Origin of the sequence: Hyalangium ruber (assembly GCF_034259325.1) — a bacterium.
GTDB lineage: Bacteria > Myxococcota > Myxococcia > Myxococcales > Myxococcaceae > Hyalangium_A > Hyalangium_A rubrum.
Window position 1 is genome coordinate 740,711 of sequence record NZ_JAXIVS010000003.1, and the last position, 12,732, is coordinate 753,442.

A 12,732-nucleotide genomic window follows, 5' to 3' on the forward strand; every position below is an offset into this window, starting at 1 on the left:
GGGTCTTCTCCGTACCTCCCACCCTGATCAAAGCCTGGACAGTGCGGGAAGCTTCCGCTCAATCGGGTCCAACGGTGATGGGCAGCTTGAGCGCCAGCGACAGCCCGATGTCATGGCCGTGCCCCGGCCGATCGTCGCCGCGCGTCCAGACGGGAATGCCGAAGCGCACGCTCAGCGCCACGTACCCGATGCTGACGTAGGGGGCCAGGTGGAGGCTCGCCGTCGCGGCGCGCTCCTCCCCTGCCGTCTCGTAGGTCCCCCCGAGTTCCATTCCAAAGATGAGGGCGCCCGCCTGGATTCCACCGCTGAAGCGGTGGTGGTCGGAGCCCACCCGCTGCCACTGCATGAAGGCGCCCACCGTGGAGGCCGGAATCCGGCTCTCCGGGATGGACTTGTAGATGCTCAGCTCGGCTCCCAGGGAAGTTACGGAGCCCCCGGGTCGGGTCGAGAGGGTGCCCAGGACTCCCGGGCTGATGACGACGTCGTCCGGCCCGGTGCCCAGGTTGAGCAGGCTCACCTTCGCCGCCAGGGCCGTGGGCGCGAAGAGCAGCACCGCCACCGCCAGGGCAGTCCCTCCGCTCCCCGGCCTCATCCATGTCCGCAGTGCCATGTCCGCTCCTCCCAGCCCGTCCGGGCCCGAGTCGCCTGGCTCCTCGGCGACCAACCCACCCCAGACGTCGCTGGAACTGCCCTATCATGCCGTTAAGGGAGCACCGTGACCGCGCGCGCGAGCAAGAAGCGAATCCTCATCATCGATGACTCGGAGGCCATTCATCACGACTTCCGCCGTCTGCTCTGTCCAGAACGCAAGGAGGGCAGGAAGGCGCTAGACCTGATGGAGGAGGCGCTCTTCGGAACGGCTCCGACAGAGAGCCCCCCCGAGCTGGACTTCGAGGTGGACTCGGCCCTCCAGGGACAGGAGGGGCTCGAGAAGGTGAGGCAGGCCCAGGAAGCCGGCCACCCCTACGACCTGGCCTTCCTGGACTACCGGATGCCCCCCGGCTGGAACGGCGTGGAGACGCTGCGCCACCTGCGCAAGGTGGCCCCCAAGCTCCCCGTGGTGCTGTGCTCGGCCTACTCCGACTACTCGTGGGAGCAGATCCTCGAGGAGTTCCCGGAAACCGGGCCGCTGACCGAGCTGCGCAAGCCCGTCAACCGGGACCAGGTACGCGAGGTGGTGCGCACCTTCACCGAAGAAGGCGACGCCTCCCACACCTGAGCGGCTCCCGGGGCCTCACTCCTCCGAGGGAGGGAGCGCGGGCTCCTCGGCCTGAGCGGCCTGCGCCGTCTCCTTCTTCTTCTTGAGCACCTTGAGCTGCCGCTGCTCCCGGCGACGGCGGCGGCGGGCCTGCAGCACGTCGATCCACCGGATGAGCGGATCCCTCCAGGCGGAGTGCTGCTCACGGGGCAGGTCCTTGGCGTTGAGGCCCCAGCGCTCGCGGGCGATCATCTTCGCGTCGTAGCCGAAGAGCGCCTCGTAGAAGGCCTCCCAGTTCTCGCCGCTGTAGGTACACACGAACTGGCGCAGCGCGCTCTCCTCCAGCCCGCGCAGGCGCATGGAGCGCAGCATCTGCTCCACCTGGCTCACCGGGGGCCGGCGCTCGGCCTCCACGCGGCGATCCACCAGCAGGTAGAAGGCGATGGCGACCAGGAGCGCGCTGCCCATCATCGCCACCGTCGGCACCAATACCCCGAAGTGGTAGAGGCCGTAGCCTGCGCCTCCCAGCAGCAGAATCCACAGCAGCCAGGTGATCAGCGGCGCCTGGAAGACGAACTGGCGGAAGCGCAGGAAGAGCGCTCCCTTCTCCAGCAGCCCGCGCATGATGAAGGAGGCCAGCCACGAGAAGCCGGCGAAGCTCGCCACGCCCAGCCCCGAGGGCTCTCCCAGCCGCCACTCGGCCAGGCCCGTGCCCAGCGCCGTCAGCAGCATGAGGACGAAGACCAGCCAGCGGCGCCGCAGCGCCCAGGCCGACTGATTGAACTCCTGCACGCAGCGCTCCAAGAGGCTGGCGTGCTGCTCGCGCGGCGCGAAGCTCGCGTTCCCCTCCACCCCCAGGAAGCCCTCGAGCGCGCGGATGACCTCGCCCATGTCCTGGTAGCGCTCCTCGGGGCGCTTGGCGATCATCCGCATCACCACCGCCGAGAGCGCCTCGGGCACGTCCTTGTTGCGCTTGTCCGGAGGCAGGGGCGCCTCCTTGACGTGCATGTCCATCACCGTGTTGAGCGACTCGGCCACGAAGGGCGGGCGCCCCGTGAGCAGGTGGTAGAGCGTGCACCCCAGCGAGTAGATGTCCGCGCGCGCGTCCACCTTCGAGGAGTTCATCACCTGCTCGGGCGCCATGTAGGCCGGCGTCCCCATGGCGTACTCCTGGGGATTCTTGCCGATATACGTGACCGGGCGCGGGGTGGAGCGCGCGGCCCTGGCGAGCTTCACCAGGCCCATGTCCGCCACCTTGACGATGCCGTTGTTGTTGAGCAGCAGGTTGTCGGGCTTGATGTCCCGGTGGACCATGCCCCGCTCGTGGGCGAACTTCAGCCCGCGCGCCGCCTGGAGCACGTAGCCGGTGGCCACCTCCGGCTCGAGCGCGGCGCCGCGCTTGAGCAGGGCCAGCAGCGTCGTGCCATCCACGAACTCCATGCTGAAGAAGTGGATCTGCTTGTCCGAACCACAGTCGTAGATCTGCACGATGTTGTGGTGGATGAGCTGGGCGGCGGCGAAGGCCTCCTGCGTGAAGCGGTAGACGAACTGCGGATCCCCCGCGAAGCCCGGTCGGAGGATCTTCACGGCCACCTCGCGGTCCAGCGAGAGCTGGGAGGCCAGCCACACGGTGCCCATGCCGCCGGCGCCAATCCTCCGGATGAGCTGGTAGCCCCCCAGCTTCATGCCCTCGACGACGGAGGCGGCCTCCTCTTCCTGCGGCTGGGTCTCGGCCCGCTCGGGGCCCACCTGCGTCTTCCGCGAGCTCGGCAGAGTGCGGCCGCTGGCAACCTCAGGCTCCTCCTCCGTCGGCGGGCTGCTGGAAGTGGGGGCCTCGGGCGCCCGCACCATGACGGTGCGCTCGACGGCGATCGCCGGACGCTTGTCCGTGATAGGGGGCTCTCCCGGCAGGGTGAGGAAGGGCGACTCGGGCGGGGCTTCCAGCTCGACCGGGGGAGCCGACAAGGCACCGGGCTGCGTCCGGGACGCGGGGGGCTCGGGATGCCGCACCATGACGGTGCGCTCGACGGTGGTCGGGGGCGGCGCTTCCTCCGCCAGGAGGGGCACTCCCGGAAGCGTCCGGAGGGGCGCGTCCTTCAGGGTGTCGGGGTCCGCCGAGGCCTCCGCACCGGAAGGCGCTCCGGGCAGGGTGGTGGGGGCGGTCGGGATCTTGTTCTCTTCTTCCTCGACGCGGACCACGGGCACCGACGTGGAGGACCGCTTCGCCTCGCGCTCCGGAGGGAGCGCGAGCTTGCGCTCGGAGGTGCGGGTGCGCGCGGGAGCCGCCTGAAGCTCGGGAGAGAGCTGAAGCTTGCGCTCTACCGTGCGCGTGCGCGCGGGGGGACCCGAAGGCTCTGAGGGGAGGTCGAGCTTGCGCTCCACCGTGCGCGTGCGCGCGGGGGGACCCGAGGGCTCGGAGGGAAGGTCGAGCTTGCGCTCGGAGGTGCGGGTGCGCGCGGGAGCCGCCTGGAGCTCGGGAGAGAGCTGAAGCTTGCGCTCCACCGTGCGCGTGCGCGCGGGGGCGCCCGGGGGTTCCGCGGAGGGCTGAAGCTTGCGCTCCGCCGTCCGGGTACGCCCCGCGCCATCCCGTGGCCTCTCCTCCGGCGGCGGGGCGATGACAGTCTTGTCCCGCGCCTCGGCTTGAGGCGGCTTCTCCTCCTCGTCCATCGGTTGCCTACCTTAGCACAGGCCCTTTCGGCATGGCCCAGCCGCCCCCCGAGGGCGTCCAACCCCCAGGAAGTTGGAGCCCCACACGCCCGAGAACTTCTCTTGTAGAACTCCCCGTATGAGCACGCCCACCGCAATCCCTCCCAGCCCTCCCTACCTCCTGAGAACGCCCCGACTGCTGTTGCGTTGCATGGAGCCGGCGGATGCCGCGCGCCGCAAGGAGGCGGTGGATTCCAGTGGAGACCACCTGGCGGACTTCTTCCCGCGCTTGCCGGAGGGGCTTCTGCCGCTGGAGACCCATGCCGCGCAGGTGCGCAAGTTCCGCGGGGGCTTCGATCTGGATCAGGACCGCGTCTATGGGACGTTCGAGCCCGACACCGGGAAGCTGCTGGGAGAGGGCTATCTGCTCAAGCGGGCCGGCCTGGGCGCGCTCGAGGTGGGCTACTGGCTGCGCCTCGACGCGGTGGGTCAAGGCATCGCCTCGGAGATGGCCTCCGCGCTGGTGAAGATCGCCTTCGAGTTCGACAAGGTGAAGCGCATGGACCTGATGTGCTCGCCGCGGAACGAGCGCAGCGCGGCGGTGGCGCGCCGGCTGGGGTTCACCTTCGAGGGGCGCCTGCGCGACCGGCAACTCGCCCCGCACCACCAGCGGGGCGACCTGCTGTGCTTCACCCTCCTGGACTCCGAGTACCCGCGAACACCGGCCAGCCAGCTGCCGCTCCAGGCCTTTGACTTCATCGGGCAACGAATCCCCTGACGCCAGGATTGCTGGATTTACATGTATTTCTGGCGTTACGTTCTCCCAATGAACCTCCAACGCCCCCTCCTGCTCCTGACTCTTTCACTTCTGGTAGCAGTCGAAGCCTCCGCGCAGTCGGCCACGAAGTTCTCCGTCCCGGGTTCCGCGGTGACGGCCAGCACCTACGACGCGGCGAACAACGCCGTGCCCACCAACGCGGTGGACGGTAACCTGAGCACCCGCTGGGCAGGCCAGGGTGACGGCGCGAACATCACCTTCGATCTGGGCGCCGCGCAGAGCGTGCAGTTCATCAAGATCGCCTGGCACCAGGGCGACACCCGCACCACGACCTTCGATGTGCTCGCCAGTGCCTCCCCGAGCGGCCCGTGGACGACGCTGCTCAACCGGAGCGTGAGCAGCGGGGCGACGACCAGCTTCGAGACCTACGACTTCGCCGACACCAGCGCCCGCTATGTCCGGATCGTGGGACACGGCAACAGCTCGGGCAACGGCTGGAACAGCATCACCGAGGTGGAGCTGTGGGGAGCGGCGAACACGCTCGGAGCGCTGCCGGTTCCGGGCTCGGCGGTGACGGCCAGCACCTATGACACGACGAACAACGCCGTGCCGGCGAACGCGGTGGACGGCAACCTCGGCACCCGCTGGGCGGGCCAGGGCGATGGCGCGAACATCACCTTCGACCTGAGCGCCACCCAGAGCGTGCGGTTCATCAAGATCGCCTGGTACCAGGGCAACACCCGCACCACCACCTTCGACGTGCTCGCCGGCGACTCCACGAGCGGCCCTTGGACGACGCTGATCAGCGGAGGCGTGAGCAGCGGGACGACGACCAGCTTCGAGACCTACGACTTCGCCGACATCAACGCCCGCTACGTCCGAATCGTGGGGCACGGCAACAGCTCGGGCAATGGCTGGAACAGCATCAGTGAGGTGGAGCTCTGGGGAGTGGGCAGCACGGCGGGCCAGGTGGCGACGCCCTCGTTCAGCCCCGCCGCCGGGACGTACACCAGCGCCCAGACCGTCACCCTTGGCTCCAGCACGCCCGGCGCCTCCATCCGCTACACCACGGATGGCAGCACGCCGAGCGCCTCCACCGGTACGCTCTACAGCGGCCCGGTGACGATCAGCGCGACGACCACGCTGAAGGCCATCGCCTACCAGAGCGGGCTCACCCCCAGCGCGGTGCGCAGCGGCACGTACACGATTACGGCGAGCTCGGGCGGGCTGGATCCGTCGGCGCCCCCGGGTGACAACTTCGACCTGACGCACTGGAAGCTGACGCTGCCCAGCGCCAGCGAGATCAGCGCGGCCTCACTGAGCAACGGCTATGAACTCGAGGGCACGTTCTTCACGGACCCGGAGACGGGCGGAATAACGTTCCGCTGTCCGAACCTCGCGGACACGACGGCCAACTCCAGCTACTCGCGCACGGAGCTGCGCGAGATGCTCGCTCCGAGTGGCAGCGCGAGCGCCGCCGCCAACAACTGGGTGTTCTCGACCTCCTCCTCGTCCGCCAAGAGCGCCGCGGGCGGCGTGGACGGGACGCTCCGGGCGACGCTCACCGTGGACCACGTCTCCACCACGGGTGAGAGCGGCAAGGTCGGCCGCGTCATCGTCGGGCAGATCCACGGACCGGACAGCGAGCCGATCCGGCTGTACTACCACAAGCGCCCCTCGGACTCGCGCGGCGCCATCTACTTCGCCCACGACACGCCGTCCAACAGCACCAGCTACCACGCCATCATCGGCGATCCGAACAACCTGAACCCCAGCAACGGGGTGCTGCTCGGTGAGAAGTGGAGCTACGAGATCAAGGTCGTCGGCCAGGCCATGACGGTGAAGGTGACGCCCGAGGGCCGCGCGACCGTCACGGCGAACTTCACCCTGGAGTCCGGCTACAACAACCTGAGCATGTACTTCAAAGCCGGCGTCTATAACCAGAACAACACCGGCACGAGCAGCGACTACGTGCAGGCCACGTTCTACTCCGTGACCCACACGCATCCGTAGCTTCCAGGCTTCAGACGGTGAGACCGGCGGCGCGGGCTTCGGCTCGCGCCGTCCGTCTTCGCGAACCCGTCAGGCCGCGACCTTCCCCTCCTGCGGCGGGATGGGCTCCGGAGGAGCGAGCTCCACGGACTTGGGGTAGGGGATCTCCAGGTTGTGGGCGTTGAAGCCCTCCACCAGGAGCAGGTTCAGCATCCGCTTCACCTCGTAGTGACACCCCGGCGCCACCTTGGTCTCGATGCGGACCCGGAGGCAGCTCTCGTCCATGGCCTCGATGCCCATGACCTTGGGCGCCTCCATGGCCTTGCCCGGCAGCAGGTCGGGCAGTGCGGCGCTGATCTCGTTGATGACCCGGAGCGCCTTCCTCAGGTCCGTCTCATACGCGACGCTCATCTCCACCACCGCCAGCGTCCAGCCTCGGCTGTAGTTGATGACGTTCTTCACCTCGCCATTGCGCATGATGTGCAGGCGCCCGAAGCGATCCCGGATGCGGGTGACGCGGGGGGTGATCTCCTCCACCACGCCCTCGGTGTCGCCGATGCGGATGTAGTCCCCGTTGAGGATCTGATCCTCGAACAGGAGGAAGATGCCGTTGAGCAGGTCCTGGACGATGGTCTGGGCGCCGAGGCCCACGGTGAGGCCCACGATGCCGGCGCCCGCGAGGATGGGCGTGGGGTCGATGCCGAAGTCGCTCAGCACCATCATGCAGATGCAGAAGTAGATGACGTACTTGATGATGCTCTGGAGCAACTGGACGAACGTGCTGCGCCGACGCTGCACGTCATCGGCCACGGAGGCGGTCGAGGAGGACAGCAGCCGCGCGACCATGACGCGGCCGAACTCGACCACCACGCTGGCGGCGAAGAACATCGAGACGACGCGGATGAGGACGGGCCCGTAGGGGGCGGCAGGCTCCAGCGCCTGGAACCTGTGGACGATCAGGGTGGCCACCGAGATGTAGGTGATGGCCTCGAGGCTCTTCTGGCCCACGGGGAGCAGGCGCCGCAGGGCGGCGTAGTACTCCTCGAGTGGAGTCCCCTTGCTCTTGTCCTCCCAGGAGGAGACCAGCCGCTCGGAGATGAAGTAGAGCAGACACACCAGCGCGCGGCCGCCGGTGATGAGCAGCAGGATGTAGATGGCGGTGGTGAGCAGCCACTCGACGGCGGACGGCACGCCGATGGCCGCGACCGCCAGACGCACCACGGTGTAGGCGAGCGCGAGGTTGATGACGGAGGGCAGGTAGCCCAGGAGCTTCTCGACATGGATCCGCTGCGCCTCGGGGAGCTGGCGCTCGTGGATCACCCGCTCGACGCGAGCCATCACGCGCCGGCCGCTGCGCTGCAGCGTGTAGAAGCCGATGAGCAGCAGCACCAGCAGGCCCGAGCTGCGTCCCAGGGCCTTGAGCATGTCGGGGGTGATTTCCAGCAGGAGCCGGTCCCACCACGGCTGCAGATCGGCGCTCTGCCAGATGGCGTAGCCGAGCAGCCCGGTGCCGGCGAGGACCAGCCCGAACGAGAGCAGGGCGGCGATGAGCCGTGCCCGCTTGGAGAAGCCCTCGCCAAAGGAGATGAGGGCCTGGATGCCACTGGCCCGGATGCCCTGGCGGACCAGGAAGCTGGAGACGCCGACCACCGTCCAGATGGCGAGCAGCGAGAGAAGGACCGTGGAGCCGACGAGCAGCGCGTTGTTCAGCTCGGGGGTGTCAGCAAAGCGGGAAATCACCATGACGGGGGGTACTCTAGACCCACGCCGCGTCACTTTCACTCCACCCCTGATATCAGGGAGGAGCAGCCGAGCGGGCTGCCGGTGGCCCCTTGCGAGCCGGATCCCAGATGTACTCCTCCGTGGGGATGAGCTTCATGTTCGTGAAGCCGTGGCGTTTGACGAGCGCTGCGAAGCGCTCGGAGACGACGATGTCCCCTTGAAGGCCACGGGGGCGGAACACGTCCTCGCCCTGCCAGGTGCCCGGCTCGAGAACGAAGCCGTGGATGGAGTCCAGACTGGAGTAGCGGCACTCAGCGCAGGTCATGGGCTTCTTGTGGCGCAAGTGGCTCCGAACCTCGTCAACCGCCGCACGCCCAAAGCCTGGGCTCACGACAACGTAAGCTGGCACGGCACCAGGCTTGGGGCCCTTTCGTTTCCGACGCGCGCGCACCACCTCGACGGTGTGGAAGCCGAGCAGTCCGGTCAGGCCTTCCGCTCGAAACGCCTGTGCGAACCGCTCGGAGATGAGCACATCATTCCCAGGCCCCGCCGCGAAGTCGCCAAAACCCTGGCCATGCAACTCCAGCTCGACTCGGTAGGGCGGCAGCCACGTCAGCAAGCCGATGGGCTCACCACATTGTGGGCAACGCGGGGCATCTCCTCGGTTGACAGCTCCAGCCTTATCGAACTGGGTGTCGAGAGGCCCCCACACGTCCGCCTCGAGCACGAAGAAGCGCGGGTCAGGTGGCAGGTCCGAAACCATGGGGAAACCTCTTGAGCATATCCTCGCGGTTGTAGATCTCGCGCAACTTCGCCATGAACTCTGCTGGCGTCGCTCTGCTCTCCCTGCTCAGCCACCGGATGATCTCCAGGTCCACATCGCGGTGCCATTTCTGATAGCCACAGTGCGACTCTTTGTCCTTCGCCTTGGCCACGTAGCGTTCATCCCTTGGCTCGTACAGACCGCGAAGCGTTGGATGCTCCTCCAGCGCCTTGGCGATGGGGCGAGAGATGACGTGGTGGTTCTGCCCTTGGCAGTCGGGAGGCTCGGGGGCGGATTCTCCTTCGGCTTCGGCGGCTTCGGAGAACCTGGCGTCCTCTTCGTCTTGGGCCTGATCTTTGAGCGTCGCCGCCCTGGCTTGCGTAGCACCGTGGAGCGTCTTCACGCCGTTGAGGACTTCGGCGATCCTCGTCGGGGTGACCATACAGCGGTTCGCCGCGGTCAGCGGATCCCTCCAGATGCAGCAACTCTCCGTGTCCCAGCATGAGACTTGAGCCAGGTAGATGGGCTGGCTCGCGTCGGTCGGCTGACTCGTGTCGGCCAGTCGGCTCGCGGTGGAGTGTGCTCCCGAGGAGCAACCCGTCGCGAGGCTCAAAAGCACGACCCACAGACAGAGAAGGCGGAAGAGACCCGCGTCTTTCATTCGCCCCATGCGTGAACTCCTCCCTTCATTTCCTTGATGTACCAAACGATTGGCTTCGTTTCTCTGATGGGAGCCATCGCTCTCCGCCGGGGACAGCGGGCAGGCAAGCAGGCTCCATGTTTCGTGGACGTGCCATGTTGACACCCTCATGGCTGTCAGCGTCTTCGACCTCTTCAAGATCGGTATCGGTCCCTCCAGCTCGCACACCGTCGGCCCCATGCGCGCCGCTCGGACGTTCGCCCTTCAGTTGCGGGAGGAGGGCAAGCTCGAGCGCCTGGCCCGCCTCAAGGTCGAGCTGTTCGGCTCCCTCGGCGCCACGGGCAAGGGCCACGGCAGCGACAAGGCGGTGCTTCTTGGCCTCCAAGGTGAGACTCCCGAGGGTGTCGACGTGGAGTCCATCCCCGCTCGCGTTTCCCGCTGGCAGTCCGAGGGGCGTGTCTCCGTGCTCGGCCTGCGCGAGGTGCCTTTCCGCGAGGGCGAGCAGCTCGTGCTCCACCGCCGCCGCACCCTGCCCTATCACCCCAACGGCATGCGCTTCTCCGCCTGGGACGCCTCCGGTGCCGAGCTCTCCGTTCGCGTCTACTACTCCGTGGGCGGCGGCTTCGTCGTGAACGAGGGCGCCGAGCAAGGCCAGCCTCCCCTCCGCGAGGATGAGACCCGCCAGCGCTTCCCCTTCCGTCTGGCCTCCGAGCTCCTGGCGCACTGTGACCGCGAGCGGCTGTCCATCAGCGCCGTGATGCTCGAGAACGAGAAGGTCTGGCGCTCGGAGGCGGACATCCGCTCCGGCCTGCTACGGGTGTGGGACGTCATGCAGGCCTGCGTGAAGCGGGGCTGCGCCACGTCGGGCATCCTCCCCGGCGGGCTCAAGGTCGAGCGTCGCGCCGCCAAGCTCTACCAGCGCCTGTTGAGCCGCCCCGAGGCGGGGCTCACCAACCCCCTCACCGTGCTCGACTGGGTGAACCTCTACGCCCTCGCCGTGAACGAGGAAAACGCCGCCGGCGGGCGCGTCGTGACGGCGCCCACCAACGGGGCCGCCGGCATCATCCCCGCCGTGCTGCACTACTACTGGCGCTTCGTCCCGGGTGCCGACGAGGGTGGCGTCGTCCGCTTCCTCCTGACCGCCGCCGCCATTGGCGTGCTCTATAAGGAGAACGCCTCCATCAGCGGCGCCGAGGTGGGCTGCCAGGGCGAAGTGGGCAGTGCCTGCTCCATGGCCGCTGGCGCGCTCACCGAGGTGCTCGGCGGCACCCCGCTCCAGGTGGAGAACGCAGCCGAGATCGCCATGGAGCACAACCTGGGGCTCACCTGCGACCCCATCGGCGGGCTCGTCCAGGTGCCCTGCATTGAGCGCAACGCCATGGCCTCCGTGAAGGCCATCAACGCCGCGCGCATGGCGCTCTCGGGCGATGGCACCCACTTCGTGAGCCTCGACAAGGTCATCAAGACCATGCGCGACACCGGCCGAGACATGAAGGACAAGTACAAGGAGACCGCGCGCGGCGGGCTCGCCGTCAATGTCCTGGAGGTGTCCAACCTCAGCGTCGGCCTGCCGGAGTGCTGAAGTCCCAGCAGGCCGTGGCCTACTTCTTCTTCTGCGCCAATTCCTTCCGCGCTTCCTTCATCTTCGCCGCCCAGAACGAAAGGCTATCGAAGATGCCGTTGGCCGCGGCGACGTGCTTGTCATTGAACTGGTACTGGCCCTGCGCGTCCAGGTGCTCCCAGTAGTTCGGCAGCAGGATCTGCTCGCGCAAGTCATACATCTTCACCTCGGCCGCCACGCCCCGCAGGTGCTCGACCGCGCGAGAGCCTCCCGCCAGCGAGCCGTAGCTCACGAAGCTCACCGGCTTGTAGTTCCACTCCACGAACAGGTAGTCGATCGCGTTCTTCAGCACCGGAGAGAAGGAGTGGTTGTACTCGGGCGTGACGAAGATGAACCCGTCTCCCGCCTCGATGGTCGCGGACCACTTCTTCGTGTGCTCGTGCGAGTACTTGTGCTGCGCCGGAGGCGTCGGCTCGTCCAGGAACGGCAGCTTCACCTCCGCCAGGTCGATCAACTCCGTCTCGAAGTCCGTGCGCTTCTTCGCCAACTCGTAGATCCACGTGGCCGGCTGGATGTTGAACCTGCCGGGACGCACCGAGCCAGCAACGACGTAGATCTTGACCATGAGTGTGCCTGTCCGTGGGTCGAGGGTGAGTTGAAACAACGGGTTTGAGTGTAGGCAGCCGCGCACCTTAATATCCGCCGCCATGGGACGCATCTTCGAAACCCGCAAAAGCACGATGATGGCCCGCTGGAACAAGATGGCCAAATTGTTCACGCGGATCAGCAAGGACATCGCCATCGCAGTGAAGGCCGGTGGCCCCAACCCGGACACCAACCCCACCCTGCGTCGCGCGCTGCAGAACGCCCGCGCCGGCAACATGCCCAAGGACAAGGTCGAGGCCGCCATCAAGCGCGCCAGCGGCCAGGACTCCAAGGCCTACGAAGTGGTGCTCTACGAGGGCTACGGGCCCCACGGCATCGCCATCCTCGTGGAGACCGCCACCGACAACGTGGTGCGCACCGTGGCCAACGTCCGCATGCACTTGAAGGACGGCGGCGGCAACCTCGCCACCTCCGGCAGCGTCTCCTACCTCTTCCAGCGCATGGGCGTCTTCCGCCTCGCTCCCGAGGGGCTCGACCTGGATACGCTCGAGCTGGAGCTCATCGACCACGGCCTGCAGGAGATGGGCGAGGGGACCGGTGAGAAGGGCGAGAAGCAGATCATCATCCGCTGCGCCTTCAACGACTTCGGTCAGCTCCAGTCCGCCATCGAGGCCCGCGGACTCCACCCGCTCTCCGTGGAGTCCGAGTACATCGCCCAGAACCTCATCGAGCTGCCCGAGGACAAGGCCAACGAGGTGCTGGAAGTGGTGGACGCGCTGGAGCAGGACGAGGATGTCCAGCGCGTCTTCCACAACCTGGGGTAACG

The 12,732-nt window shown here is 67.5% G+C and carries 11 protein-coding genes; 5 read left to right on the forward strand and 6 right to left on the reverse strand.

From position 1 onward, the window contains the following. Positions 1 to 58 precede the first annotated feature (58 nt). On the reverse strand, positions 59 to 610 hold the full coding sequence (locus tag SYV04_RS11910) for a hypothetical protein (RefSeq protein WP_321545818.1): 552 nt from the start codon (positions 608 to 610) through the stop codon (positions 59 to 61). A 105-nt stretch (positions 611 to 715) separates the two neighbouring features. Here SYV04_RS11910 and SYV04_RS11915 point away from each other — a divergent pair, with 105 nt between their 5' ends. After that, positions 716 to 1,219, forward strand: a complete 504-nt coding sequence (locus SYV04_RS11915) for a response regulator (protein ID WP_321545819.1) — start codon at positions 716 to 718, stop codon at positions 1,217 to 1,219. Positions 1,220 to 1,234: 15 nt separating this feature from the next. Here SYV04_RS11915 and SYV04_RS11920 read toward each other — a convergent pair whose 3' ends face one another. Beyond that, positions 1,235 to 3,865, reverse strand: coding sequence for a serine/threonine-protein kinase (locus SYV04_RS11920; protein ID WP_321545820.1), 2,631 nt, complete (start codon positions 3,863 to 3,865; stop codon positions 1,235 to 1,237). A 118-nt stretch (positions 3,866 to 3,983) separates the two neighbouring features. On the opposite strand from SYV04_RS11920, the gene SYV04_RS11925 reads away from it, so the two are divergent. Together SYV04_RS11925 and SYV04_RS11930 are read left to right on the forward strand one after the other, a co-directional pair. Further along, on the forward strand, positions 3,984 to 4,622 hold the full coding sequence (locus SYV04_RS11925) for a GNAT family N-acetyltransferase (RefSeq protein WP_321545821.1): 639 nt from the start codon (positions 3,984 to 3,986) through the stop codon (positions 4,620 to 4,622). A gap of 48 nt (positions 4,623 to 4,670) precedes the next feature. Beyond that, positions 4,671 to 6,635 carry a polysaccharide lyase family 7 protein gene (locus tag SYV04_RS11930; RefSeq protein WP_321545822.1) on the forward strand — a complete coding sequence of 655 codons (1,965 nt, stop codon included), beginning with the start codon at positions 4,671 to 4,673 and terminating at the stop codon, positions 6,633 to 6,635. A gap of 69 nt (positions 6,636 to 6,704) precedes the next feature. Here the strand turns inward: SYV04_RS11930 and SYV04_RS11935 are convergent, their stop codons facing one another. The 3 genes from SYV04_RS11935 to SYV04_RS11945 are packed head-to-tail and all read right to left on the reverse strand — an operon-like array spanning position 6,705 to position 9,769. Next, a complete protein-coding gene (locus tag SYV04_RS11935; RefSeq protein ID WP_321545823.1) occupies positions 6,705 to 8,357 on the reverse strand; it encodes a mechanosensitive ion channel family protein in 1,653 nt (550 codons plus the stop codon). Positions 8,358 to 8,409: 52 nt separating this feature from the next. Further along, on the reverse strand, positions 8,410 to 9,099 hold the full coding sequence (locus SYV04_RS11940) for an imm11 family protein (RefSeq protein WP_321545824.1): 690 nt from the start codon (positions 9,097 to 9,099) through the stop codon (positions 8,410 to 8,412). Beyond that, entirely contained in the window at positions 9,077 to 9,769 is a 693-nt protein-coding gene (locus SYV04_RS11945) for a Wall-associated protein precursor (protein ID WP_321545825.1), read from the reverse strand. Before SYV04_RS11945 ends, SYV04_RS11940 begins: the two co-directional genes overlap by 23 nt. A gap of 139 nt (positions 9,770 to 9,908) precedes the next feature. On the opposite strand from SYV04_RS11945, the gene SYV04_RS11950 reads away from it, so the two are divergent. After that, positions 9,909 to 11,321 carry an L-serine ammonia-lyase gene (locus SYV04_RS11950; protein ID WP_321545826.1) on the forward strand — a complete coding sequence of 471 codons (1,413 nt, stop codon included), beginning with the start codon at positions 9,909 to 9,911 and terminating at the stop codon, positions 11,319 to 11,321. A gap of 19 nt (positions 11,322 to 11,340) precedes the next feature. Here SYV04_RS11950 and SYV04_RS11955 read toward each other — a convergent pair whose 3' ends face one another. After that, a complete protein-coding gene (locus tag SYV04_RS11955) occupies positions 11,341 to 11,925 on the reverse strand; it encodes an NADPH-dependent FMN reductase (RefSeq protein WP_321545827.1) in 585 nt (194 codons plus the stop codon). 82 nt (positions 11,926 to 12,007) lie between these two features. On the opposite strand from SYV04_RS11955, the gene SYV04_RS11960 reads away from it, so the two are divergent. Beyond that, complete coding sequence (locus tag SYV04_RS11960) at positions 12,008 to 12,730, forward strand: YebC/PmpR family DNA-binding transcriptional regulator (RefSeq protein ID WP_321545828.1); 723 nt, start codon at positions 12,008 to 12,010, stop codon at positions 12,728 to 12,730. Positions 12,731 to 12,732 lie beyond the last annotated feature (2 nt).